At 46.1% G+C, this 23,615-nt stretch carries 22 protein-coding genes, 2 tRNA genes and 1 riboswitch; of the genes, 16 read left to right on the top strand and 8 right to left on the bottom strand.

The features are described from left to right. Nucleotides 1-53: 53 nt before the first annotated feature. On the bottom strand, nt 54-407 hold the full coding sequence (locus tag ICN39_RS04840) for a cytochrome c (protein WP_216232952.1): 354 nt from the start codon (nt 405-407) through the stop codon (nt 54-56). Between the two features lie 31 nt (nt 408-438). Beyond that, a complete protein-coding gene (locus ICN39_RS04835; protein ID WP_216232951.1) occupies nt 439-804 on the bottom strand; it encodes a cytochrome c in 366 nt (121 codons plus the stop codon). Nucleotides 805-967: 163 nt separating this feature from the next. Here ICN39_RS04835 and ICN39_RS04830 point away from each other — a divergent pair, with 163 nt between their 5' ends. Genes ICN39_RS04830 through ICN39_RS04820 form a run of 3 tightly spaced genes read left to right on the top strand, consistent with a single transcriptional unit; the run spans nt 968 to nt 3,533 of the window. Further along, complete coding sequence (locus ICN39_RS04830) at nt 968-1,837, top strand: MoxR family ATPase (RefSeq protein ID WP_216232950.1); 870 nt, start codon at nt 968-970, stop codon at nt 1,835-1,837. 27 nt (nt 1,838-1,864) lie between these two features. Further along, nucleotides 1,865-3,040 carry a VWA domain-containing protein gene (locus ICN39_RS04825; RefSeq protein WP_216232949.1) on the top strand — a complete coding sequence of 392 codons (1,176 nt, stop codon included), beginning with the start codon at nt 1,865-1,867 and terminating at the stop codon, nt 3,038-3,040. Nucleotides 3,041-3,074: 34 nt separating this feature from the next. Further along, a complete protein-coding gene (locus ICN39_RS04820) occupies nt 3,075-3,533 on the top strand; it encodes a RidA family protein (protein ID WP_216232948.1) in 459 nt (152 codons plus the stop codon). Nucleotides 3,534-3,544: 11 nt separating this feature from the next. Here ICN39_RS04820 and ICN39_RS04815 read toward each other — a convergent pair whose 3' ends face one another. After that, on the bottom strand, nt 3,545-4,204 hold the full coding sequence (locus tag ICN39_RS04815) for an NTP transferase domain-containing protein (protein WP_216232947.1): 660 nt from the start codon (nt 4,202-4,204) through the stop codon (nt 3,545-3,547). Between the two features lie 53 nt (nt 4,205-4,257). Here ICN39_RS04815 and ICN39_RS04810 point away from each other — a divergent pair, with 53 nt between their 5' ends. Continuing rightward, on the top strand, nt 4,258-5,217 hold the full coding sequence (locus ICN39_RS04810) for an XdhC family protein (protein WP_216232946.1): 960 nt from the start codon (nt 4,258-4,260) through the stop codon (nt 5,215-5,217). A 21-nt stretch (nt 5,218-5,238) separates the two neighbouring features. Here the strand turns inward: ICN39_RS04810 and parC are convergent, their stop codons facing one another. Together parC and ICN39_RS04800 are read right to left on the bottom strand one after the other, a co-directional pair. Continuing rightward, nucleotides 5,239-7,614, bottom strand: a complete 2,376-nt coding sequence (parC, locus tag ICN39_RS04805) for a DNA topoisomerase IV subunit A (protein WP_370623693.1) — start codon at nt 7,612-7,614, stop codon at nt 5,239-5,241. Between the two features lie 71 nt (nt 7,615-7,685). After that, complete coding sequence (locus ICN39_RS04800) at nt 7,686-9,674, bottom strand: DNA topoisomerase IV subunit B (protein ID WP_216232945.1); 1,989 nt, start codon at nt 9,672-9,674, stop codon at nt 7,686-7,688. 79 nt (nt 9,675-9,753) lie between these two features. Here ICN39_RS04800 and ICN39_RS04795 point away from each other — a divergent pair, with 79 nt between their 5' ends. From ICN39_RS04795 to ICN39_RS04785, 3 genes are all read left to right on the top strand, one after another. After that, the gene (locus ICN39_RS04795; RefSeq protein ID WP_216232944.1) at nt 9,754-10,974 is read left to right on the top strand and encodes a CaiB/BaiF CoA-transferase family protein; all 1,221 of its coding nucleotides are present in this window, start codon (nt 9,754-9,756) and stop codon (nt 10,972-10,974) included. A 5-nt stretch (nt 10,975-10,979) separates the two neighbouring features. Continuing rightward, a complete protein-coding gene (locus ICN39_RS04790; RefSeq protein WP_216232943.1) occupies nt 10,980-12,212 on the top strand; it encodes an MFS transporter in 1,233 nt (410 codons plus the stop codon). A 179-nt stretch (nt 12,213-12,391) separates the two neighbouring features. Continuing rightward, nucleotides 12,392-12,466: transfer RNA gene (locus ICN39_RS04785), tRNA-Arg, on the top strand. Between the two features lie 316 nt (nt 12,467-12,782). On the opposite strand, the gene ICN39_RS04780 is transcribed toward ICN39_RS04785, so the two are convergent. Continuing rightward, nucleotides 12,783-13,346 (bottom strand): hypothetical protein, encoded by a 564-nt coding sequence (locus tag ICN39_RS04780; RefSeq protein WP_216232942.1) that lies wholly within the window; start codon nt 13,344-13,346, stop codon nt 12,783-12,785. A 590-nt stretch (nt 13,347-13,936) separates the two neighbouring features. On the opposite strand from ICN39_RS04780, the gene ICN39_RS04775 reads away from it, so the two are divergent. The 6 genes from ICN39_RS04775 (at nt 13,937) to thiE (ending at nt 20,069) form a co-directional block, all read left to right on the top strand. Next, nucleotides 13,937-14,770 (top strand): NUDIX domain-containing protein, encoded by an 834-nt coding sequence (locus tag ICN39_RS04775; RefSeq protein WP_216232941.1) that lies wholly within the window; start codon nt 13,937-13,939, stop codon nt 14,768-14,770. A 74-nt stretch (nt 14,771-14,844) separates the two neighbouring features. Continuing rightward, nucleotides 14,845-14,949: riboswitch (TPP riboswitch) on the top strand. A gap of 37 nt (nt 14,950-14,986) precedes the next feature. After that, the gene (thiC, locus tag ICN39_RS04770) at nt 14,987-16,927 is read left to right on the top strand and encodes a phosphomethylpyrimidine synthase ThiC (RefSeq protein WP_216860978.1); all 1,941 of its coding nucleotides are present in this window, start codon (nt 14,987-14,989) and stop codon (nt 16,925-16,927) included. A gap of 25 nt (nt 16,928-16,952) precedes the next feature. Then, nucleotides 16,953-18,101: an FAD-dependent oxidoreductase gene (locus ICN39_RS04765; protein WP_216232940.1), complete on the top strand. Its 1,149-nt coding sequence runs from the start codon at nt 16,953-16,955 to the stop codon at nt 18,099-18,101. Next, nucleotides 18,092-18,289: a sulfur carrier protein ThiS gene (gene thiS / locus ICN39_RS04760; RefSeq protein ID WP_216232939.1), complete on the top strand. Its 198-nt coding sequence runs from the start codon at nt 18,092-18,094 to the stop codon at nt 18,287-18,289. Before ICN39_RS04765 ends, thiS begins: the two co-directional genes overlap by 10 nt. Nucleotides 18,290-18,310: 21 nt before the next feature. Beyond that, a complete protein-coding gene (locus tag ICN39_RS04755) occupies nt 18,311-19,129 on the top strand; it encodes a thiazole synthase (RefSeq protein WP_216232938.1) in 819 nt (272 codons plus the stop codon). 13 nt (nt 19,130-19,142) lie between these two features. Further along, a complete protein-coding gene (thiE, locus tag ICN39_RS04750; RefSeq protein ID WP_216232937.1) occupies nt 19,143-20,069 on the top strand; it encodes a thiamine phosphate synthase in 927 nt (308 codons plus the stop codon). Nucleotides 20,070-20,098: 29 nt separating this feature from the next. Here thiE and thiD read toward each other — a convergent pair whose 3' ends face one another. Next, entirely contained in the window at nt 20,099-20,983 is an 885-nt protein-coding gene (thiD, locus tag ICN39_RS04745) for a bifunctional hydroxymethylpyrimidine kinase/phosphomethylpyrimidine kinase (protein ID WP_216232936.1), read from the bottom strand. A 21-nt stretch (nt 20,984-21,004) separates the two neighbouring features. Here thiD and ICN39_RS04740 point away from each other — a divergent pair. After that, nucleotides 21,005-21,080, top strand: a tRNA-Asn gene (locus tag ICN39_RS04740). 644 nt (nt 21,081-21,724) lie between these two features. Here ICN39_RS04740 and ICN39_RS04735 read toward each other — a convergent pair. Further along, on the bottom strand, nt 21,725-22,303 hold the full coding sequence (locus tag ICN39_RS04735) for a superoxide dismutase (protein ID WP_216232935.1): 579 nt from the start codon (nt 22,301-22,303) through the stop codon (nt 21,725-21,727). Nucleotides 22,304-22,542: 239 nt separating this feature from the next. Between ICN39_RS04735 and ICN39_RS04730 the strand changes: the two genes are divergently transcribed. Together ICN39_RS04730 and trxC are read left to right on the top strand one after the other, a co-directional pair. Continuing rightward, nucleotides 22,543-22,761 carry a hypothetical protein gene (locus tag ICN39_RS04730; RefSeq protein WP_216232934.1) on the top strand — a complete coding sequence of 73 codons (219 nt, stop codon included), beginning with the start codon at nt 22,543-22,545 and terminating at the stop codon, nt 22,759-22,761. 114 nt (nt 22,762-22,875) lie between these two features. Further along, nucleotides 22,876-23,298 carry a thioredoxin TrxC gene (gene trxC / locus ICN39_RS04725; RefSeq protein ID WP_255532295.1) on the top strand — a complete coding sequence of 141 codons (423 nt, stop codon included), beginning with the start codon at nt 22,876-22,878 and terminating at the stop codon, nt 23,296-23,298. The last annotated feature ends 317 nt before the right edge of the window (nt 23,299-23,615 follow it).

Below are 23,615 nucleotides of genomic sequence, written 5' to 3'. Positions count from 1 at the left end.
GGCTTAGAAGATTATTCTAAGCCTTTTAAGTAAGCAACCTAAGCTAGCAAGGTTTACTTTTTGATAACAAAATTACCAGGCAAGCTTGAAACATAAGCGGCAATATCTTGCAAATCCGCATCATTAAAGGCTTGAACTTGTGAGCCCATAATGGCGTTATTACGACCATACTGTGCATTGCCGTTGCCTACTTTGTATGCCTTCAAGGCGTAATACAAGTAATCAGCATACTGACCAGCTAACTTTGGGTAAGCCGGCAAGATTGGGGCGTTGAGTCCTGCCCCATGACAGGAAGCGCAGTTCGCCTTCTCTACCAATGCCTGACCTTTATCCACGTTAGCAGCATTTGCCACGTTTACCAAACCAATGCTTGAGAGCAAAACTGCTGTAATTAGTGCGAATTTCATAAAAGTATCTCTATGTATCTTGATCAATGAATCACTTCAATGGGTTGTTAGGTGAGCTGGCAGTTTGCGCGGCATAGTATTCGCCAATATCAGCCATATCTTGGTCAGACAAGCTGGCAGCAATAGCGCGCATAGTCGGATGCTTACGCTCACCCTTTTTGTACTCAGACAAAGCGGTAGCAATATAAGCACCATTTTGACCACCTAACATAGGTACTTTGTATACCAATGGGTAGTCGGCGCGGTAATCAGGGATTGAGTGGCAGCCAACACAAAGCCAAACCTTGGCGTTACCTGCGGCGGCATTGCCTTTAACTTCATCAGCCTGGGCAACAGAACCTGCAAAAGCTAAAGCTGCAGCAACGGCCAAATGAGGAAGAAATGAGAGTTTTTTCATAGAAATCAGTATTAATGAGTTTGATTTAGATCAATTTGGGAAGAGTATAGCGGACAGACGCCCTTCTCGCCATTTCAGAAGCCAAAATCAGTAAAAACACTGAAAAATTCCCCTCATTTACCTATACTTGAATGCTTAATCTAGCCCTTAATTAGGTATGTCCATGAGCAAATTCACCTCACCTTCCCCAAATCGCTTTGCAGGTAGCCAAAGCTATGTGGCCACTGATGATCTGAAATTAGCAGTTAATGCGGCCATTGCGTTACAGCGCCCCCTACTAATTAAGGGCGAACCAGGCACCGGAAAAACGATGCTTGCCGAAGAAGTGGCTGCCGCCCTAAACATGCCGCTGTTGCAATGGCATATCAAATCCACAACGAAGGCTCAGCAAGGTCTTTATGAATACGATGCCGTAAGCCGCTTGCGCGACTCCCAATTGGGCGATGAAAAAGTAAACGATATTCGGAACTACATCGTGAAAGGTGTTCTTTGGCAGGCTTTTGAGGCAGACGAGCCTACCGTATTGCTCATTGATGAAATCGATAAAGCAGACATTGAGTTTCCGAATGACTTATTGCGCGAAATTGATCGTATGGAGTTTTATGTGTATGAAACTCGCGAGTTAATTAAGGCAAAACATCGCCCGCTCGTCATCATCACTTCAAATAATGAAAAAGAATTGCCCGATGCCTTCTTGCGCCGCTGCTTCTTTCATTACATCACCTTCCCAGATGCCAATACGATGCAGAGCATCGTGGATGTCCACCACCCTAATATCAAACAGGATCTATTAGATGCGGCTCTCAAGGCCTTCTACCAGATACGGTCATTGCCAGGCCTTAAAAAGAAACCCTCTACATCCGAACTCATTGACTGGCTAAAGCTCCTATTGGCGGAAGACATTCCACCTGCAGCACTCCATAGCAGTGATGAAAAGATTGTTGTGCCGCCTTTACATGGCGCCTTACTCAAAAATGAACAAGATATTCATCTATTTGAACGCTTGGTCATGATGAATCGCAACCATCGCTAAGTTGATTCTTGATTACGCCATTTTGTTATGTTGATTCAATTCTTCCTTAATCTGAAAGAGGCCAAGGTGCCTGTTTCAGTGCGAGAGTTTTTAACACTCTTGGAAGGTTTGAAATCCGGCGTTATTAAACCATCGATTGATGAGTTTTATCAGCTCTCGCGCTTAACCTTGGTTAAGGACGAACAACACTTTGATCGCTTTGATCAAGTGTTTGGATCCTACTTCAACGGGATCGAGCAAATCATCGCCCTCTCCCCGGATATTCCGCTTGACTGGCTTGAGAAAAAACTTCAACGCGTACTGACCGATGAAGAAAAAGCGGCACTGCAGAAATTAGGTGGGCCGGATGCCCTAAAGAAGCGTCTTGAAGAACTTTTAAAAGAGCAAAAAGAATGGCATGGTGGTGGCAATAAGTGGATTGGTGCCGGCGGATCCTCTCCATTTGGTCACAGCGGCTATCACCCAGAAGGCATTCGCATTGGCGGAGAAAGTGCTGGCAATAGAACAGCCATCAAAGTCTGGGAAGCCCGGGAATTTAAGGACTACGACAGCGATTTAGCCTTAGGCACACGTAACATCAAAGTTGCTTTACGACGCTTACGTCGCTTTGCTCGCGAAGGGTCTACGCTAGAGTTGGATTTAGACAAAACCATTCATTCAACAGCCGCCAATGCAGGCATGCTGGATATTCAAATGCGGCCTGAGCGACACAACCAGGTCAAAGTTCTGCTTCTCATGGATGTTGGCGGTTCGATGGATGACCACATCCAGCGCATTGCTGAGTTATTTTCTGCCGCTAAAGCTGAATTTAAGCATTTAGAAGCTTACTACTTCCATAACTGTGTTTATGAAAACGTGTGGCAAAGCAATCGCCGTAGACGTGATCAAGTTACCGCAACGCAAGACATCATTAATAAATATGGGCCAGACTATAAATTGATCTTTGTTGGAGATGCGACGATGTCTCCTTATGAAATTTTGAGTCCCAATGGTTCGGTTGAGTACAACAACAAAGAGGCGGGTGCAGTTTGGATCAATCGACTCATTGATCACTTCCCCCATTTTGCATGGCTTAATCCTGAGCCAGAATCGATTTGGCAATACCGTCAATCGATAGACATCATGCAAAACCTCATGAAAGATCGTATGTACCCAGTCACTCTGAATGGCCTTGAAAGCGCCATGCGTCAGCTTTCCAAGTAAGATTCTTTTTTCAATTCAATTACAGAAACACAATATGAGCACAACCATTAGCGAACGTCTTAAAACCCTCGGAATTGACTTGCCTCCACCAGGGCCTCCTGCCGCTGCCTATGTCATGGCTGCCACTTCGGGCAATACCGTTTTTCTTTCTGGCCATATTGCCAAACGCGATGGCAAGCCTTGGGTTGGGAAGCTCGGTAAAGATTTGGATACAGAAACCGGTAAAGCAGCTGCACGCTCTATTGCGATTGACTTGATTTCTACCTTGCAAAACCACTTAGGCTCTTTAGATAAAGTAAAGCGCATCGTTAAAGTCATGGGATTAGTGAACTCCACCGACAGTTACACGGAGCAACATTTGGTGGTGAATGGCTGCTCAGAACTACTGTTTGAAGTCTTTGGCGATGCTGGTAAACATGCGCGTAGCGCCTTTGGTGTCGCTCAAATACCGCTTGGGGCTTGTGTAGAAATCGAATTAATCGCCGAGATTTAATTCAATACGGCTTAATGGGGTTGGATTCTATCCAACCCTAGTTTCTCGATATCGTTCTGCGTATCGACATCCATTACAAATGCTTGGTTATCAGTGACAAACGTTTTGACTAGCTCGGGATGCAGATCCATAAAGGGTCTGCAGACCATTCCGGGTATTGCTAAGATTTTCTCAATGACTAGTTTTGAAAATAACACCGGGTTACCTCTTTGACCATTTACCATCGGCAATACGATTTCTTGATCTAACTTTCTGTGCTTGTATTGTTCCACCAAGGATTCTATTTCTTTAAGGCCTATTTCAGGCTGGTCGCATAAGGCAATTAACAAAACATCGTAGTCACTTTTGAGAGACTCAAGACCAAGCCGCACAGAAGAGGCTTGACCCAATTCCGGATGGATATTTTTCTCCCAACTTATTGGACTTTCAAGCTCACGCTTGAGTAAATTAATTTCTACTTCAATTTGATCCGAGTAAAAGCCGGTAACAATCAGAGTCTCTAAGGGTTCAAGAGTTTGGATTGATTGGACAAAGTGCTTTAACAAACTATCCCCGCCCTTTTTTAACAAGGCTTTAGGATATCCACCCAAACGACTCCCCTCACCTGCTGCCAATATCAGGATGGCTAGGCGCAAATTGGGACTTTTTGAGGATTCACTAGAAATAGTCATTAGAGTGATAATAATTAGTTATTAATAAAAGTTTTAGTAAAAAAAGATAAAGCATGAATAGCACCGATTTAAGCGTACTCAAATCTGCCGTCGAATGGCTCAAAGCGGGTCAATCCGTTGCGATTGCGACCGTAGTGCAGACATGGGGCTCGGCACCCCGTCCAGTCGGCTCTTGGCTAGCCATCAGAGCGGACGGGCAAGTTGCCGGGTCTGTTTCAGGCGGCTGTGTTGAAGATGACCTGATACGCCGCGTTCAAACTGAAATCCTCACACGCAATACCCCGGAGATGGTGGTTTATGGAGTAACCCAACAAGAGGCCGCTCGTTTTGGATTGCCTTGTGGAGGCACACTACGTCTGCTGGTTGAGCCAAAACCAGAATTAGCGATTTTAGAGAAACTGCTGGAGAAAATTTCTTCCCATCAAGTGACCCGTCGCTCTGTCAATTTAGCGACTGGCAAGTCTACTCTTGGCTTGGGTGATCGTAGTGATGAATTTTTTTGTACCGAACAAGAAATGCAAACCACTTATGGTCCCCGTTGGCGTATGGTGATTATTGGTGCCGGTCAACTTTCCCTGTACACGGCTGACTTTGCATTGGCTTCTGACTTTGAGGTGATTGTGATTGATCCACGTGAAGAGTATGCCGAAGGCTTGAATCGATCCGATATTACCTTTGTGAAGGGCATGCCGGATGATGTGCTTCTAGAAATTGGTGTTGACTCTCACACAGCAGTTGTGGCACTAACGCATGATCCAAAGCTCGATGATATGGCTTTGATGGAGGCTCTCAAGTCTCCATCCTTTTATGTGGGCGCACTGGGTAGTCGGAAGAACACCCAGAAGCGCAAAGAACGCTTGCTCGAGTTTGATGTGAGCCAAGAACAAGTTGAAAAGTTACATGGCCCTGTTGGGCTATATATTGGCGCCCTCACTCCGCCAGAGATCGCTGTATCGATTCTGGCAGAAGTGATTGCCGTTAAATATGGCGTGAGTATTCCTAAAAAAACGTAAACGTCTTACTTAGTTCGCCACTTAGTTTGCCGTTAACTTGCCGTCTTTCAAGCGTGGCTCAACAAAGTGACCTTTGCGCGCACGATTACCAGCAAATGACTTCAAGGTTTTTGCATCCAAACCGAGTTCAGTTGGCTTGCCAGCACGTCCCGCACCTGAATAAGTAGCGCCATCAGGTCCAACAGCGATAGCAGAAGCCAAGTGTTCTTTGTCGTCCAAGCCCATTAGGATTACCCCTTTGCCGCCGGTTGGAAGTCGCTTGAGCTCATCTAACGGGAAAACTAGTAGCTTAGAAGTCTCCGAAAGGCAGGCGACTTGCTTCATGCCTACCTTCACCTTAGCCGCGCCTAAAGGTGCATCTCCTGGAACTTTAGCATCCATGCTCAAAAATGATTTACCCGCTTTATTGCGAGTAGTCATATCAGCAACATTAGCCAAGAATCCATAACCCGCTTTAGTAGAAAGCAATACCAAATCATCGGGTTGACCAGCGTAATAGGCGACCATTTGTGAGCCAGCAGCCAAATTGACGAAGCTAGTTAATGGCGAGCCATCGCCGCGAGCACCTGGTAATTCGCTGACGGGAACTGTATATACCCGTCCATCACTACCAAAGCCCTGAATCACGTCCACGGTTCTCACTTCAAAGGTCGCATATAAAGCATCGCCGGCTTTGAAGCCAAATTGAGTTGCATCATGCTCATGACCTTGGCGAACACGTACCCAACCTTTTTGAGAAACAATCACTGTGACTGGCTCATCAATGACTTTGGTCTCAGCAACGGCACGCTTATCTTCTTGAATGAGGGTGCGACGATCATCACCGAAGTCTTTCATATCAGATTCGATTTCTTTAATGATGCGCTTACGCAAGACGGTGTCGTTTTGCAATAAGCCCTCTAGGTCATCGCGTTCAGCCTTGAGCTGTTTAAGCTCTTGCTCAATCTTGATGCCTTCCAAGCGAGCTAACTGGCGCAAACGAATGTCCAGAATATCTTCTGCTTGGCGATCACTCAGCTTGAATTCTTTAATCAGATCCGCTTTAGGTTCATCGCTATTGCGAATGATCTTAATGACCTTATCAATATTGAGAAGAACGGTTAAGCGTCCTTCCAAAATATGCATACGATCTTTGACTTTGCCTAAGCGGTGCTGCGTTCTGCGAGTCACTGTGGCTACCCTAAATGCAACCCACTCAGACAAAATTTCTTTTAAGCCTTTTTGACGAGGACGACCATCATTACCAATCATCACCAAGTTCATTGGTGCATTGGATTCCAATGATGTGTGCGCAAGCAATAAATTGACAAACTCATTTACGTCAATATTTTTACTCTTCGGTTCAAATACAAGTCGTACTGCCGCATCCTTACTGGATTCATCACGCACACCATCAAGCACATTCAAGATGGTTGATTTAAGGTTATTTTGCTCAGGCGTTAAGGTCTTTTTACCGACCTTCACCTTCGGATTGGTAATCTCTTCAATCTCTTGTAGCACCCGTTGCGAAGAGGTCGCTGGAGGCAGTTCATTAACAACGATCTGCCATTGACCACGAGCCAATTCTTCGACAGACCAACGTGCACGTACTTTGATGCTGCCGCGTCCTGCTTCATAGATCTGGGCAATTTCTGTAGAAGAAGAAATAATTTGTCCACCGCCTGGATAGTCAGGGCCAGGCATGATTTCCAATAACTCTGAAGTACTCATCTTAGGGGACTTCATTAAAGCAACAGCAGCCGTAGCGACTTCACGCAAATTATGTGAAGGGATCTCGGTAGCCATACCCACTGCAATACCGGATGCCCCATTGAGCAATACAAACGGTAAGCGAGCTGGCAATAATTTCGGCTCTTGAAATGATCCATCATAGTTTGGAGCAAAATCTACCGTACCTTCATCGATTTCACTCAACAGCAAGCTAGCGATCTTAGTAAGACGCGCCTCGGTGTAACGCATTGCTGCTGCGCCATCGCCATCGCGTGAACCAAAGTTACCTTGACCATCGATTAATGGGTAACGCAGTGAGAAGCTTTGTGCCAAGCGTACCAAGGCATCGTATGCAGATTGGTCGCCATGCGGATGAAACTTACCCAATACATCGCCAACTACACGCGCACTCTTGACGGGTTTAGCATCTGCACGCAGACCCATTTCGCTCATTGAGAACAAAATACGGCGCTGTACCGGTTTTTGACCATCGGATACGTCTGGTAGTGCGCGGCCTTTTACAACACTAATTGCGTAATCCAAATAGGCACGCTCTGCGTATACCGCTAGCGTTAAGCTATCTTTGCCATCTTCGTTCAGATCGATCGTTTTTGGATCATGATTGTCTGATCCGCCTCCAGAAGTTGCAGCTACCGCAGGGGCCTCATCCACCTCAACAATATTAATTTCAACGGGATTGGCAAACAAATCCGCCTGATCGGCCGGAGTATTTGTGCCGGGATTTTTTTTAGTTGTCATTAGATGTCCGCCTCCACTTCATTGCCGCGCTCTTCTAACCAATCACGGCGTGCACCAGACTCTGACTTACCCATCAACATGTCCATTGTTTTAAATGTTTCGTCTTCAGTCCATGTCCCCAATGTGACCGGCAGTAAACGTCGAGTATCTGGATTCAAAGTGGTATCCCAAAGTTGCTCTGCACTCATTTCTCCCAAGCCCTTAAAGCGGGAGATCTGCCATGCAGTTTCTTTGACGCCGTCTTTACGCAATTTATCTTCAATAGCCTGAAGCTCATTAGCGTCCAAAGCATAAATCTTTTGCGCAGGCTTCTTGCCACGCGCTGGCGCATCGACCCTAAAAAGTGGCGGCCTAGAAATATGCACGTGCCCTAGCTCAATGAGTTTGGGGAAATGTTTGTAGAACAAGGTTAAGAGCAATACCTGAATGTGCGCACCATCAACGTCCGCATCAGAAAGAATGCATACCTTACCGTAGCGCAGATTGGATAGATCGGGGGTGTCATTCGCTCCATGTGGATCAACACCAATCGCTACGGCGATGTCATGCACTTCATTATTGGCAAACAAGCGGTCGCGCTCCGCTTCCCAAGTGTTTAATACTTTGCCACGTAATGGCAGGATGGCTTGATATTCCTTGTTACGACCCATCTTGGCTGAACCACCTGCAGAATCTCCCTCTACTAGGAAGATTTCATTCATACCGATATCTTCGCTCTCACAATCCGTCAGCTTGCCAGGCAGAACAGCTACACCAGAGGATTTTTTCTTCTCAACCTTCTGGCCTGCACGGGTTCTCGCTTGCGCCTGCTTGATCACTAGGTCGGCCAATTTACGACCGTAGTCAACGTGTTGATTAAGCCATAGCTCTAAGGCAGATTTCGCATAGCCAGAAACTAAACGTACGGCATCTCGAGAATTGAGGCGCTCTTTAATTTGCCCCTGGAACTGAGGATCTAATACTTTGGCAGACAAAATGAAGGATGCGCGAGCAAATACGTCCTCAGGCATTAGCTTCACACCCTTCGGTTGCAATGCATGCATCTCAATAAAGCCTTTAACAGCATTAAATAAGCCTTCACGCAAACCACTTTCGTGGGTACCGCCAGCGGGTGTTGGAATCAAATTCACATAACTCTCGCGCACTGGTGCACCATCTTCAGTCCAGCAAACTACCCAAGCCGCGCCCTCGCCTTCAGCAAAAGAATCTTCATCTCCAGTGCCGGTGGCATATTGCTCGCCTTCAAATGGTGGAATGACTTCGGCACCATGACCAGCTTGCGCAATCGCTTCATTTAAATAGCCTCGCAAGCCTTGTGCATACTGCCAAGTCTGAGTATCGCCTGATTTTTCTTGAATCAGCGTTACCTTCACGCCAGGCAATAAAACGGCCTTGGAACGCAGTAAGCGAATGAGCTCAGGCATTGGAATAACCGAGCTATCAAAATACTTACCGTCTGGCCAAGCACGTACGCGGGTACCGTGTGACTTATCTTCTTTTGAAGAGGAAATCGTTTTGAGCTTCTCAATCACTTTGCCATCAGCAAAGGTCAATGTCGACATTTGGCCATCACGCCAAACGGTGACTTCCAATCTTTTTGATAAAGCATTGGTTACCGACACACCAACGCCGTGTAAGCCGCCCGAGAATGCATAGGCACCACCAGTACCTTTTTCAAACTTGCCGCCAGCATGAAGTTGGGTAAACACAATCTCGACTACCGGTAATTTTTCGGTAGGATGCATCCCCACTGGAATGCCGCGCCCATCATCCTCAACGCTTACGCTGCCATCGGCATGCATCGTGACGATAATTTGCTTGCCAAAACCGCCCAGGGCCTCATCAGATGCGTTATCCAGCACCTCCTGAATGATGTGGAGTGGATTGTCGGTGCGGGTGTACATTCCAGGCCGTTGACGGACTGGCTCCAGTCCTTTTAGGACCTGAATCGACGATTCGCTGTATTCGGAAGTTTTACGGGTAGCCATGCGCGCAAATTGTAGTCATGTCTGAGATCCAGACCGAATTTTTCGGGAATTCCCCCGTCATCCATGCCAAAATTGGGGGATGGGAGCCTTAAGTCATATTCGCGTTTTAGACCTCAGCCGTGTCTTGGCGGGTCCTTGGTGCGCTCAAAATCTAGCTGATTTGGGTGCGGATGTCATAAAAGTCGAAAGACCAGGCGTTGGAGACGATACCCGTCATTGGGGTCCTCCATTCGCCAAAGATGCCAATGGCAAGGAAACTGACGAATCCGCCTATTTTATTTGCATCAATCGCAATAAACGCTCCATTACGGTTGATATTGCCAAGCCCGATGGTCAAGAGCTAATCCGCCAACTTGCCGCTGAGTCTGATGTCGTCATTGAGAACTACAAAGTGGGTGACCTGGCTAAATATGGCCTCGACTACGAAAGCCTCAAGAAGGTTAAAGCGGATTTGATCTATTGCTCGATTACTGGATTTGGTCAAACTGGTCCATATGCCCACCGCCCTGGCTACGATTTCATTATTCAAGGCATGGGTGGCTTCATGAGCGTCACAGGTGAAGCTCATGACTTCGAAGGCGCTAGCCCACAAAAATCTGGCGTTGCGATTGCCGATATATTTACTGGCATGTATGCAAGTACAGCCATCTTGGCCGCCATCGTGCACCGCGACCATACAGGCGAAGGTCAATACATTGATATGTCGCTACTAGATACGCAGGTTGCTGTGATGGCGAATGTATCTAGTGCCTACCTCACCTCGGGTGAAGTGCCAAAACGCTGGGGCAATGCTTCACCGATCATCGTTCCCTATCAAACCTTCCCAACATCTGATGGCTGGATGATTGTGGGTGCCGGCAATGACGGTCAATTTAGACATTTTGTGACTGCGGGTGGTGAACCCCAGCTGGCGGATGACTCCCGCTTTGCTACTAACCCGCAGCGTGTTGAGCATCGCAAGCAACTCATTCCACTCTTAGAGCAAATGACACGCAAGAAAACCAAAGGCGACTGGATTACATTACTAGAGAAAGCGAATGTTCCTTGCGGCCCTATCAATAACTTCAAAGAAGTGTTTGAAAACGAGCAAGTTATCCATCGCGGCGTTCAAATTGATGTTCCACACCCTACAGTTGGCAATATGAAACTGGTGGCCAGCCCAATGCGTCTATCAAAAACTCCTACTGAAGTGCGTATGGCACCACCTACGCTGGGTCAACATACGAAAGAGATCCTGCATGAACGTCTCAAGTTAGATGATCAAGCGATTGAAGCGCTGCGCACCAAGGGAGTTATCTAAGACCCATGACAGCACAGACTTCCAAACCAGGGCTTTCAATGAAGGAAGTCCTCATCTATGGCGGACTCATGGTTACCTTATCCATGGGTATACGTCATGGCTTTGGACTATTTAATTTGCCCATTACCTCAGCCAACGGCTGGGGTCGTGAAACCTTTGCCCTGACTATTGCTTTACAAAACCTCATTTGGGGTGCAGTTCAACCGATCACTGGGGCCTTGGCTGATCGTTACGGCGCATTCAAAATCATGGTTGCTGGTGGTATTTTGTATGCCTTAGGATTGGCTGGTATGGCCGTTTCTACCGATGTAATGAACTTCACGTTGGCTGGTGGCCTGCTCATTGGCTTGGCACAAACCGCAACTACCTACAGCGTGGTCTATGGAATCTTAGGTCGCAACGTATCAGCAGAAAAACGGGTTTGGGCAATGGGCATTACTGCTGCCGCAGGTTCATTTGGTCAGTTCCTCATGATTCCGGCCGAGCAAGGTTTGCTCAGTATGTTTGGTACGCAAGATGCGCTGCTCATGTTGGCATTAATGGCCAGCCTGATGATTCCAACCGCATTTATGTTGCGTGAAAAGAATTTCACATACAACCATAAGCTGGGCGATCAAACGATTAAGCAGGCGCTTAAAGAAGCTATCGGTAATTCAAGCTTTCGCTATTTAACCCTAGGGTATTTTGTTTGCGGCTTTCAGGTGGTGTTTATTGCCGTGCATTTGGCGCCTTACCTCAAAGATCTTTCCTCAAACTATCCAGCGGTTGGTGCCCCAGTAGTGGCAACTACTGCGCTAGCCTTAATCGGCCTATTTAATATTTTCGGTACCTATAGTTCTGGCATCCTAGGCCAGCGTTTTCCTAAGCGCTATTTGCTGTCTGCCATCTATATTGGGCGCTCCATTGCCATTACGGCATTCTTATTGTTGCCACCTACACCGATGAGCACTTACATCTTTGCTGCCATTATGGGTTTCTTATGGCTCTCAACCATTCCACTGACCAACGGTATCGTTGCGCAAATTTTTGGCGTGAAGTATTTGACAATGCTTTCTGGTCTCATCTTTTTCTCACATCAATTGGGTAGCTTCTGTGGCGCCTTCTTAGGCGGTTATCTGTTTGACCAAACTGGCTCTTATTTAGTTGTTTGGGAAATCGCGATTGGCTTAGGCGTCTTTGCTTTCTTAGTTAACCTTCCTGTAAAGGAACGAGCAATTCATAGAGTGGCTAATGCTTAAGAAAAAACCGGGCATTGGGAGGATCATCTTTTATGGGTTTGCTTTATTCACTTTGTTGTTTGTTTTCTCAATGTACTTCGCACCCGATATGATGGTAGCAGTGACAAATCAAGTATGGGCACTGTGTGGTTGGTAATTCATTAGAATTGACTTAGCACACTTTTTTGTTTTCCTAGCATCTCGCCGTAGCACAATGGATAGTGCACATGCCTCCTAAGCGTGGGATACAGGTTCGATTCCTGTCGGCGGGACCAAGCTCTATGGGACTATCTGGTGCCTATAGTTTCAAGTGTTACTTTCAACTGTGAAGGCCCAGAACTTGGATTGTTTATCGAGCCAGGACTGATGTTTCTAATAGTACTTTCCAATTGACTCGCGCCACTGGGCTGAGTAGATAAACACCGTGGACATAATTCAGCTACTGTAGTGGCAAGTTGCGATGATGAGCTTGTAGATCCACCAGAGGAAAATGAGCCCCCACCACTGCAGGAGAGCAATAAAACAGAAAGCGCAAGAACTCCCGAAATTTTCACCAATGAAATAAGACTAAACTTTTTAGGACCCAACATATCACTTAACAACCAAAGTGATAGGAGAGGTGGATCCAGTTACACCAACACACTCCCCCGATAATGTCACGGCATTGAGGGAGCAACCTACAGGCACAGGGTACGCAGTAAAAATTAAGGTCATCAAGTACCAACCATCATTCAGAAACATGCTGCCAGTAAGCGCACTAGCGGTACTAAAGGTTTGATGCGAAGGCTCAGTAACCACCAAGTTAATAGTTCCTTGACCAGATAGTGAGTAATAACCATTGCCTGTATCTGTGACCGTTGCCGTCAGTGCAGTAAAGCTTGCGCCTGCAGTTACAGAGCAATATGGATATAGGTTTGGTGTTGGCGGAGGGCAGTAAGGAGTATTCGGTGTATTCATCTGCTGAATGCATGCAGATGGAGGGGTTGGCCCACATTTACCTTGCCAAGTCGGCGGATATACAGTGGTTGATGGGCTAGTTAATCCCGGACTCAATGTCCAAGATAGGGTGCCGATAACTGATGGCGTTGTTTGTGCGCTAACTAATGCTGGGGCCAACATTAACGTTGAGACTAAAAGAATAATTATTTTTTTCATTTCTGCATCGATTCATTGCTGGAGAATAAGCGCCCAATAAACTTGAATTATTTTCTAGGCATGGGCAAGATCTTACACTAGGCCCTTTGTAGAATAATGTTTGCCAAATTGATTTAGCCAGCAAAATTAATTACATTAAGCCGCTTGTTTTCATCCTCAAACCAGATCTGGCTTTCCATATTAACAAGCACCCAAAAGATAGCTTTACACCCTCAAAATCTAATATTGGCCCGAATTAATGAGCGATAGCTCAAGCTCTAATGATCAATTTTTGTCTCTATCGATTTTGTGTGTTTATAACGCCCCAATTTCCTTTGGGCTTAGGTTTAGACTCAAGTAAAGCAATATTTCATCAAAATTGAACCGTTTCTTTGCCATACTTATCCACAGGCCTTGTGGATAAATCCTCAAAAGTTTTCGTAAGTCACAGATTTGTATAGGCAGACCTAGCTTGCCTAATTTGTGTGCAGAATATCTTTCCCTACTTTCTGTCTTTTCTTATAAATATTTATGCTAGTTCCTATAATATTTTGTGTTAGGGAACTTTTTGAATCAGGGCGCAGAACGGAAAGTTCCCTTACACTTAGGCCATGACCAGTCTCTCAACCAGTACTCTAGCGGCCCTCGAGGAAATGCTCCAAAATACGGCACGCTCTGCTCCCGCGGATTACCTACCGATTTATTTATCACGTGGCGCAACCGGCGAGCAACTGATTGGTCACCTCAATCCAGAGTTCATTCCTTATCTGCAAGAGTCTTTACAAAAAGAATCCATTGCACTGATTGCAATGGGTCATGACAAACTCACCATTCAATTGGGCAAGCCTAGAGATTTATCTAACAGCCTTTATCAATTGGCCAATCGTATGAGATTGGGTGGGTTTATTCCAGGCTGGCGTAACGAAGACTTTGCGTGGGTTGATTTAAATGGTCACAAATACTTTCGCATGGAACGCGCTGCGTTTCGTACCTTTGGCTTTCGTAGCATGGCAACCCATATTAATGGCTATACCCACGGCAATACCATCTGGCTAGGTAGGCGCAGTGAGACCAAGCCGACCGATCCAGGTAAGTTAGATAACTTGGCTGCTGGTGGTATTACTGCCGATGAAACACCCTGGGTTAGTGCGCGTCGTGAGCTTTGGGAGGAAGCTGGCGTTCCTGAACACATCTCTGATCAAATTGAACCTGTGGGGCGTATACATATGCGCCGCCCATCAGTAGATCGAGGCTTTCACGATGAGCAGCTGTATATCTATGATTTAGAGTTGTCCGACAACTTTGTCCCCACTAACCATGATGGTGAAGTCAGTGGCTTTATTGAAATCTCCCTGCCAGAGGCTGCCGCCAGAATCCTTGCTGATGAATTTACCTCTGACGCTGCCTTTGTGACCGCAGACTTCATATTGCGCCGCAATAAGTAGCCTATTGGGGCTGTTTGGCAGGGCTTGACTGGCGTCATACAGTAATCGGTCAATTCGTGGTTAAATTCATCTTAAGGATGAAACAGGGGTGCCCTTCATAGCAGTTTTAGAAGGTGCTGAGAAAGACCCTATAACCCGATCCAGGTAATGCTGGCGTGGGGAGTTACATCAGACCGACGCCCGGTTTCGTCCATCTAAAACAGCTAGGAGATGGACATGAGTACAGGCAAGACTTCAACTAAAAATGCAAAACACGAGATTCCAAGCCTTAAAAGCTTAGAGCGCGACTTTGGGCAAAAGTTTGCCTATCCGGCCTCGACAAAAACTTACCTCCAAGGGTCAAGACCCGATGTCAAAGCGCCAATCCGCATGATTGAGCAGCTACCTACTCGCGTAGGCGAAGAAATGTTGGCCAATCCTCCAGTACCTGTTTATGACACATCAGGCCCATATAGCGATCCAGATGTTGTGATCAATCTTGAAAAAGGTTTGCCAAGACTTCGCGATGCTTGGATTGCTGAACGTAATGACACCATCCAGTTGGCAGGGCCTAGCTCTGAATATGGTGTAGCCCGTTCACAAGATGAAGCTACCCAAAATTTACGCTTCTCTCATATCAGTGCGCCACGCGTAGCAAAGTCTGGTCATAACGTCAGTCAGATGTATTACGCTCGCCAGGGAATCATCACTCCTGAAATGGAATACATCGCCCTGCGTGAATCCATGGGCCTTGAGCAACTTCGAAAAGACCCTGCTTATAAGCAGTTGTTGAAGCAGCATCCCGGTAAAGGTTATGGTGCCAATCTTCCTGACATCGTCACTGGTGAATTTGTGCGCTCTGAGATTGCTGCAGGCCGTGCGATTATTCCAGCCAACATTAATCACCCTGAATTAGAGCCAATGATTATTGGCCGTAACTTCCGCGTGAAGATTAACGGCAACTTAGGTAACTCTGCTGTTACTTCATCCATTAACGAAGAAGTTGAAAAGATGGTGTGGTCGATTCGTTGGGGTGCAGATACCATCATGGATCTCTCCACTGGTAAACATATTCATGAGACACGCGAATGGATTATTCGCAACTCTCCAGTTCCTATTGGCACGGTTCCAATCTATCAAGCTTTAGATAAAACGGGTGGCATTGCAGAAGACCTCACCTGGGAAATGTTCCGCGATACCTTGATTGAGCAAGCAGAACAAGGTGTTGACTACTTCACTATTCATGCTGGTGTATTGCTCCGTTATGTACCGCTAACTGCTGATCGCATTACTGGCATCGTTTCTCGTGGTGGCTCGATCATGGCTAAGTGGTGCTTAGCGCATCACAAAGAAAACTTCCTTTACACAAAGTTTGATGAAATCTGCGAGATCATGAAAGCTTATGACGTGTCATTTAGCTTGGGTGATGGCTTACGTCCTGGTTGTATTGCCGACTCCAATGATGCCGCTCAGTTTGGCGAACTCCATACACTCGGCGAATTGACGGCTAAGGCCTGGAAACATGATGTACAAGTGATGATTGAAGGCCCTGGCCACGTTCCAATGCAGCGCATTGAAGAGAACATGACTGAAGAGCTGAAACATTGCTTGGAAGCTCCTTTCTACACGCTCGGACCATTGATTACCGATATTGCCCCAGGCTATGACCACATCACCAGCGGTATTGGTGCAGCTCAAATTGGTTGGTACGGCACAGCAATGCTTTGCTATGTCACACCAAAAGAGCATTTAGGTCTGCCGGATAAAGAAGATGTACGCGAAGGCATCATCACTTACAAGATTGCTGCCCATGGTGCTGACTTAGCTAAAGGTTTACCTGGTGCGCAAGTACGCGATAACGCACTCTCTAAAGCGCGTTTCGAGTTCCGCTGGGAAGATCAATTTAATCTGGGCTTAGATCCTGAGCGTGCGCGTGAATATCACGACGCAACACTGCCAGCGGAAGGCGCCAAGATTGCGCACTTTTGCTCCATGTGTGGTCCGAAGTTCTGCTCCATGAAGATCACTCAAGAGGTGCGTGAATATGCTGCGACTTTAGATGCTGATGGCAACCCTAAAGCCAAGGTCATTCCAATTACTGAAGTGACCGATGCTTCTAAGGGCATGGATGAAATGTCTGCAGAGTTCCGTAAGCGCGGTAGTGAGATTTATCAGTAAGTCATTCACAGCGAACAGATAAGCGATGACTAGCGCAAGCTTTTCCAATAGCAAGTATGCGATTGTTGGTGGCGGCCTCATGGGTCGCCTACTGGCTCTTGCACTTGCTAAAGGCGGCGCTCAAGTCGATCTATTTGATAAGGGCGGTCCAGATGGCTCTCATGCAGCTGCGCGCATTGCTGCAGCAATGTTGGCACCATTGGCTGAATCCGCCATTACTGAAGACTCTGTAGTTCGCATGGGTTTGCATAGCTTGCCCCGCTGGAAAGAACTGATAGACGATTTGTCTACCCCGGTTTACTTTCAGCAGGACGGCACCCTGATCTTGTGGCATCGGCAAGACTCTAGTGATGCGGAACGCTTTGCCGCTCACCTAGAAAAGAACTGTCGCTCCAATGCCGGTTTAAGCGCGCCGCAAAAACTCAATAATGAAGCTTTGCGCGCACTAGAGCCAGGAGTTGCGGATCGGTTTACCCAGGGACTCTATTTACCCAATGAAGGGCAATTGGATAACCGCCAGCTATTGGATGCTCTAGTAAGTGAATTGGATCTTCTTAAGGTAAGTTGTCACTGGCATACCGAGATCGACCCTCAAGAGTTACGCAAACAGTCAAACTACAAAGCAGTGCTTGATTGCCGAGGCACTGGCGCCAAAGAATCTTGGTCATCTGGTGATAAGCCTAATAGCTTACGCGGTGTTCGTGGTGAGGTTATTCGACTATACGCACCAGAGGTCAAGTTGCGTCGGCCTACACGCCTAATACACCCGCGCTACCCGATTTATATAGCGCCAAAAGAAAACGATGTCTATGTGGTGGGTGCAACGGAGATTGAATCCGATGATCTGTCAGAAATGAGCGTGCGTTCTGCCATGGAATTACTTAGCGCCGTCTATACCGTTCATAGCGGGTTTGCCGAAGCGCGTATTTTAGAGATGGCGACGCAGTGTCGCCCCACTTTAAAAAATAATCTCCCAGAAATTCGGTCTCAGAAAGATAAAGGGCTTGCTGATTTGATCATAATCAATGGTTTATATCGCCATGGTTTTATGATTTCTCCTGCAGTGCTCGATTGCGCTTTAGAACTTTTAGAGTTCGGCGCAAGCAAAACTGCATTGGATCTGGGATTGAGCATGTCTCAAGATCATAATCAGATTGAGGCGGTATGCGCGTAATCGTTAATCAAGTAGCTTATGAATTGCCCAGCAAGAGCATGGTGAGTGATGCTCTGACTCTCATCAATGCGAAGCCGCCTTATGCTGTTGCTGTCAATCTCCATTTTGTACCCAAGACCAAGCATGCAGATTTTGTCTTAAATGAGAATGATCAAATTGAAATCATCGCCCCCGTTACTGGCGGCTGATTTAGAACAAACTACTTTGATATGAACGCCCCTTTACCTAATAACCTCAATAGCGCCGATACCCTTGTCCTTTATGGCGAGAGCTTTGCTAGTCGTTTGCTATTAGGGACCTCACGCTACCCTTCTCCACAGGTGCTAGAGAACTCAGTACAAGCATCTAATCCTGGCATGATTACTGTGAGCTTGCGTCGCCAGGGAACATCAACGGCTGAAGCGCATAGCGGCTTTTGGGATTTACTTAAGAAGATGGCGGTTCCTGTTCTACCGAATACTGCTGGTTGCCACAGTCCACAAGAAGTGATTACGACTGCGCAAATGGCGCGCGAAGTGTTTGAAACCGATTGGATCAAATTAGAGTTGATTGGCGATGATTACACTTTGCAGCCTGATGTCTTGCGTTTAGTGCAGACAGCGGAAACTCTCATTAAAGATGGCTTTAAGGTTCTGCCGTATTGCACAGAAGATCTCATTTTGTGCCAACGATTGGTTGATGTCGGTTGCCAAGCAGTGATGCCTTGGGCTGCTCCGATTGGCACAGGTCAAGGCCCTTTAAATCCGTATGCCATGAAACTATTGCGTGATCGATTAAAGGTTCCACTCTTGGTTGATGCTGGCCTAGGACTTCCTTCTCATGCCTGCACTGTCATGGAATGGGGATTTGATGGCGTACTACTTAATACAGCAGTGGCCTTGGCGGATGATCCTGTAGTGATGGCCAAAGCCTTTGCTATGGCAGTTGATGCAGGTCGTACAGCCTATTTATCTGGCGCCATGAAGCCCCAAGAGTCAGCCCAAGCAAGCACCCCATTGGTGGGCACTCCTTTTTGGCATCAATCTTAAGTACACTAAACTCATGAGCCTGATTCGAGACCTTGCAGACCAAATCGTTGCCGCACATCGCAATGAGGATTTATGTATTCCGATTCCGAGCTTTAGTCTGAACTCCCCTCCTCCGCTGATTGATAACGAAGCTGCTGTTGATCATTACGAATTAGCGGGTGCACTAGCTGCTATTGAGATGGGATTTATTGAGTCCGATGCCAGAATCTTGGGTAAAGCGTGGTCACGCATGACATTGCAAGATGGCGGCTTTAATCCCTTTAAATGGCCTAGCAGGCCAGAGCATTTTGATTTATTGCCCTGGACTCGTAATATGAATCCTAATGCCTTTAAAGAGTGCCCAAAACGCTTAGGATTGTATGGCGTAATGCCAGACGCTGATTGGGTGAAGCGCATGGTTGAAGCGGAGCTACCTACAGTACAACTTCGCTTTAAGTCGGATGAGAAATCCAAAATCCGAAAACAGATTAAAGAATCCGTTGCTGCGGTCAAAGATAGCAAGACCCTGCTCTTCATTAATGATTATTGGCAAGAGGCGATTGATGCCGGAGCCTATGGTGTCCACTTAGGCCAAGAAGATTTGGTAGATGCCAACCTGGAAGAGATTCGGGGTGCGGGTTTAAGACTGGGGCTCAGCACTCATGGCTATGCAGAGCTGGCTTATGCAGATCGCTTTTGCCCAAGTTACATTGCAATGGGCGCCATCTTTCCGACAAATTTAAAGAAGATGCCTACCGCACCGCAAGGGCTTGGCCGCCTATATCGATACGCGCAACTCATGAGCAACTACCCGCTAGTAGCTATTGGCGGTATTGATCAAGATAGCATTCATGCGGTGGCAAAAAGTGGTGTTGGTTCAGTAGCTGTCGTGAGAGCAATTACCCAAGCCAAAGACCCCAAGGCAGCAGTCAAGCACTTACAAGAATTAATGCAGGCTTAGAGCCCGTTTTTTCTTCTTTAGGGCCTGCTTCAATTCTTTTCTTTCTCATCGAGCAATGCTGTAGGGAAAAAATCATGCATATGCCACAAAGGTCCTGGACCCTCGCCAATACTTAAGAACCGTCCTGCTTCTAATCCTGCCTCTACATAGGCGATCGCCTTAGCAACCGCATGGTCGAGGTCATGACCATCAGCAAGGTAGGTAGCAATTGCAGACGCTAAAGAACATCCGGTGCCATGGGTATTTACTGTGTTGACGCGGTAGTGCCTGAATTCTTTTGACTGAACCACTATAAGGCCGTCTTCAAGCGTGCGCCACATTAAGTAATCGGTAATTTGGGTATGCGTGCTGTCTAAATGCCCGCCTTTGATAAGCACTGCTTGCGGGCCCATCTCGAGCAATTCTTCGGCAGCCAGTTTGAAATCATTAGGACCACTTATTTCACGACCAAGCAGCAATGAAGCTTCATCTAGATTAGGCGTAACTAGTGATGCAATCGGAAATAAGTCGGCGATCATGGCTTGAGCGGTATCGTCACCGCCTAAGCTTGCACCAGAGGTGGCGCGCAAAACGGGATCCAGAACAATCCGTTTAACGCCGTGTTTGCGTAAAGATTTGGCAACTGTCCGAACTATTTCTGGGCTGGCTAACATACCGATTTTGACAATATCGGCACCAATATCCATTAAAACTGCGTCAATCTGGGCTTCAACAACACCAAGATCAACGTCCTGAATACGCGTGACATCCAAGGTATTTTGGGCGGTTATTGCCGTGATCACAGACATCCCGTAGCCACCTAATGCCGTAATCACCTTGAGATCGGCCTGCAGCCCCGCCCCGCCGCCACTATCGGACCCAGCAATGGTCAGTACTTTGGGGATCTGCACAGAAGTAGGAAGAAGTGATTTCATCTTGCTATAATATCGGCTTATTCCTCGATAGCTCAGTTGGTAGAGCGCCGGACTGTTAATCCGTAGGTCCCTGGTTCGAGCCCAGGTCGAGGAGCCAAATAAGTAAAGCCCCTAGAGCAATCTAGGGGCTTTTTCTTTACCCCAAAAGCTGCTTACCTCAACCAATTGGCGGCCCGTGGGAACAATTCGTTCAATATGGCAAATATTGGAAACCTATCCCCCCGAAGCTATCAAGTGCTATACCGATAATAATAACTACGAAGGGCTTTCACCCGAGTCCATCACATTGGGACTTTTCCTAGGGATTCACAGAATACTTTTTTGACTCATTAATCTTTGAGATCTCATTGAAAAAATTCAGATATAAAGTCGGCACAATGTTGAAAAGATCGAAATCAAGTTGATCATAGGATCTTCTGTTTCTTTGCACCCCTTTTGACTGGCAATTATTGAGCACGCTTTTATAGTCATCAATAAAGTTTGAGCTGCTAGGAGACCCGAGTAAAAGGTTTAACCAAATATTGTGCATATGAAAAGTAGACCTTTGAATTTCAAGTGCCAGGCTAAGCGGATCTGTAGCGCTTGATTTAAATACATTTTTATCCATTTGATACCCCACCCTTTCGTTAGTTTTACAAATATTTTTTCTGCAATTTTGAGCTCTAGCGTTTGCTCACATAAAGAGATAAAAAGCATAAATACAATCTACGGCATATTTAGATTCGTCGCGGGAATGCGCGCTCATTCAAAATTCTTTTCAACAAATTCCCAATTTACCAATTTCCAAAAGCTATGTAAGTAATGAGGGCGAGCATTTCTATAATCAATATAGTATGCGTGCTCCCATACATCACAGGTTAGCAATGGCTTAGATCCCGTTGTTAGAGGATTACCCGCATTGCTAGTGGACTCCAATTCGAGAGATCCATCAGCTCTTTTTACCAGCCACACCCATCCCGATCCAAAGGTTTCGATGCCATATATAGAAAAAACTTCAACGAATGCTTCAAATGAGCCCCACTTGGCATTAATTGCCTTAGCCAGCTTTCCAAATGGCACTTCTGGCGTAGATGGCTCCATACCCAACCAATAAAATGTGTGATTCCATACTTGTGCTGCATTGTTATAAATTAGCCCAGAAGAATTTTTAATGATGTCCTCTAAGCTTAAGCCTTCAAAACAAGTACCTTTAATTAAAGTGTTTAAGTTATTTACGTAAGCCTGGTGATGCTTTCCATAGTGAAACTCCATAGTTTCTTTTGAAATATATGGCTCCAATGCATCCAAGTCATAAGGCAATATAGGTAGCTTGTGTTCCATTTTCTCTGTTCCAGTCTATTGCTTTGATGACACCGAATAACTTATTTATCAAGATAGACCACATGAAAATAATTTTTTTGATACAGGTCAATAAAAACAGTAAATTTCATATTGTTTTTTGATACATATCAAGAAATTCTTGCGCTCAAAAGAGATGATTACACTGAGGATTGACTGATACATCGACCCCTTAATAAGCAAGACTCCATAGGGAGAACGGCAAAGCAAGGAGAATATCAATGCATATACACGTAAATAATGGGTTTTTAGGGCGCAGGCATTCTGCAGATGATTTAGATAGTGGATTTTCACCAATCTCACCAGGCGACTACCTAGCTAGCTTTGACCCCAATAAAGGACTGTCTATCCAGAAAGAAACAGGGGAAACGGCCTATATCAAACTGGCACAGTTTGAGGAAAAGATTGCACTGGGCGCTTTAATAGTTCTTGCCATTTAATGCCTAACCAATATATAACTAGAGTGACAATAGGTTAAAGAATGAAGCGCTCTGTCTTTTGCATCCAGATCATACTTTCACCCATCTCGAATATAGTCCTGCTGGAGAGATTAAATGATACTTTCATGTCCCCATTGCAACAAAATGAATCGCATCCCTATTGAAAAGATTGCGAACAGTCCAATTTGTGGCGTCTGCAAACAGGAAATATTATCCTTACCCATTACGCCCAACGAGGCCGCCCTCGACGAACTCATTAGGGATTCCATCCTTCCAATCATCATAGATTTTTGGGCGCCGTGGTGTGGCCCCTGCAAGATGTTCTCTCCCACCTTCCAAGCAAGTGCGGTTGCTAGGTCTAATCGGGTTATTCACATCAAAATTGATACCGAACAATATCCAGGGATAGGCGCTAAATTTAATATTCGATCAATTCCAACATTGGTATTCTTTAAGGGCGGAAAAGAAGTGGAAAGGGTTAGTGGCGCTCTTCAGGCTACCCAGCTAAATCAATATATAGATCAATTAATTAGATAAAACCATTAAAGAGACTTTAAATACCCTAGAAAGCAGTTGAGGCATTAGCGGTAAGCTTTAAACCATCTAGCACATTGAGTCCTAAAAGCATCATAAGTATGGCGCTTACCGTAAGCTCAAATGCTTGTATGGAAAAAAAGATGATGCCGCCCTCCCAACCAATAGATTGGGTTGCCAACAGATAGACGCTTTGACCTGTCCTGGGATTTTCAGACCAAAAGCTTTTAGAGATAATGACTCCTTCAACCTAAGGAGCAGGTATGAAGAGAGCACGGTTTTCAGACGAACAGATTGTTCGGATATTGCAAGAGGCAGAT

It is taken from the genome of Polynucleobacter sp. AP-Reno-20A-A9 (assembly GCF_018882085.1).
In the GTDB taxonomy this organism is placed as follows: domain Bacteria; phylum Pseudomonadota; class Gammaproteobacteria; order Burkholderiales; family Burkholderiaceae; genus Polynucleobacter.
Note: the sequence above shows the minus strand (reverse complement) of the source record. Positions and strands in the feature narration are given on the sequence as shown.

Bases quoted from the DNA above. Each gene is read 5' to 3' on its own strand.
- ICN39_RS04840 (WP_216232952.1), bottom strand. From the start codon at position 407: ATGAAATTCGCACTAATTACAGCAGTTTTGCTCTCAAGCATTGGTTTG.
- ICN39_RS04835 (WP_216232951.1), bottom strand. From the start codon at position 804: ATGAAAAAACTCTCATTTCTTCCTCATTTGGCCGTTGCTGCAGCTTTA.
- ICN39_RS04830 (WP_216232950.1), top strand. From the start codon at position 968: ATGAGCAAATTCACCTCACCTTCCCCAAATCGCTTTGCAGGTAGCCAA.
- ICN39_RS04825 (WP_216232949.1), top strand. From the start codon at position 1,865: ATGTTGATTCAATTCTTCCTTAATCTGAAAGAGGCCAAGGTGCCTGTT.
- ICN39_RS04820 (WP_216232948.1), top strand. From the start codon at position 3,075: ATGAGCACAACCATTAGCGAACGTCTTAAAACCCTCGGAATTGACTTG.
- ICN39_RS04815 (WP_216232947.1), bottom strand. From the start codon at position 4,204: ATGACTATTTCTAGTGAATCCTCAAAAAGTCCCAATTTGCGCCTAGCC.
- ICN39_RS04810 (WP_216232946.1), top strand. From the start codon at position 4,258: ATGAATAGCACCGATTTAAGCGTACTCAAATCTGCCGTCGAATGGCTC.
- ICN39_RS04800 (WP_216232945.1), bottom strand. From the start codon at position 9,674: ATGGCTACCCGTAAAACTTCCGAATACAGCGAATCGTCGATTCAGGTC.
- ICN39_RS04795 (WP_216232944.1), top strand. From the start codon at position 9,754: ATGGGAGCCTTAAGTCATATTCGCGTTTTAGACCTCAGCCGTGTCTTG.
- ICN39_RS04790 (WP_216232943.1), top strand. From the start codon at position 10,980: ATGACAGCACAGACTTCCAAACCAGGGCTTTCAATGAAGGAAGTCCTC.
- ICN39_RS04780 (WP_216232942.1), bottom strand. From the start codon at position 13,346: ATGAAAAAAATAATTATTCTTTTAGTCTCAACGTTAATGTTGGCCCCA.
- ICN39_RS04775 (WP_216232941.1), top strand. From the start codon at position 13,937: ATGACCAGTCTCTCAACCAGTACTCTAGCGGCCCTCGAGGAAATGCTC.
- thiC (WP_216860978.1), top strand. From the start codon at position 14,987: ATGAGTACAGGCAAGACTTCAACTAAAAATGCAAAACACGAGATTCCA.
- ICN39_RS04765 (WP_216232940.1), top strand. From the start codon at position 16,953: ATGACTAGCGCAAGCTTTTCCAATAGCAAGTATGCGATTGTTGGTGGC.
- thiS (WP_216232939.1), top strand. From the start codon at position 18,092: ATGCGCGTAATCGTTAATCAAGTAGCTTATGAATTGCCCAGCAAGAGC.
- ICN39_RS04755 (WP_216232938.1), top strand. From the start codon at position 18,311: ATGAACGCCCCTTTACCTAATAACCTCAATAGCGCCGATACCCTTGTC.
- thiE (WP_216232937.1), top strand. From the start codon at position 19,143: ATGAGCCTGATTCGAGACCTTGCAGACCAAATCGTTGCCGCACATCGC.
- thiD (WP_216232936.1), bottom strand. From the start codon at position 20,983: ATGAAATCACTTCTTCCTACTTCTGTGCAGATCCCCAAAGTACTGACC.
- ICN39_RS04735 (WP_216232935.1), bottom strand. From the start codon at position 22,303: ATGGAACACAAGCTACCTATATTGCCTTATGACTTGGATGCATTGGAG.
- ICN39_RS04730 (WP_216232934.1), top strand. From the start codon at position 22,543: ATGCATATACACGTAAATAATGGGTTTTTAGGGCGCAGGCATTCTGCA.
- trxC (WP_255532295.1), top strand. From the start codon at position 22,876: ATGATACTTTCATGTCCCCATTGCAACAAAATGAATCGCATCCCTATT.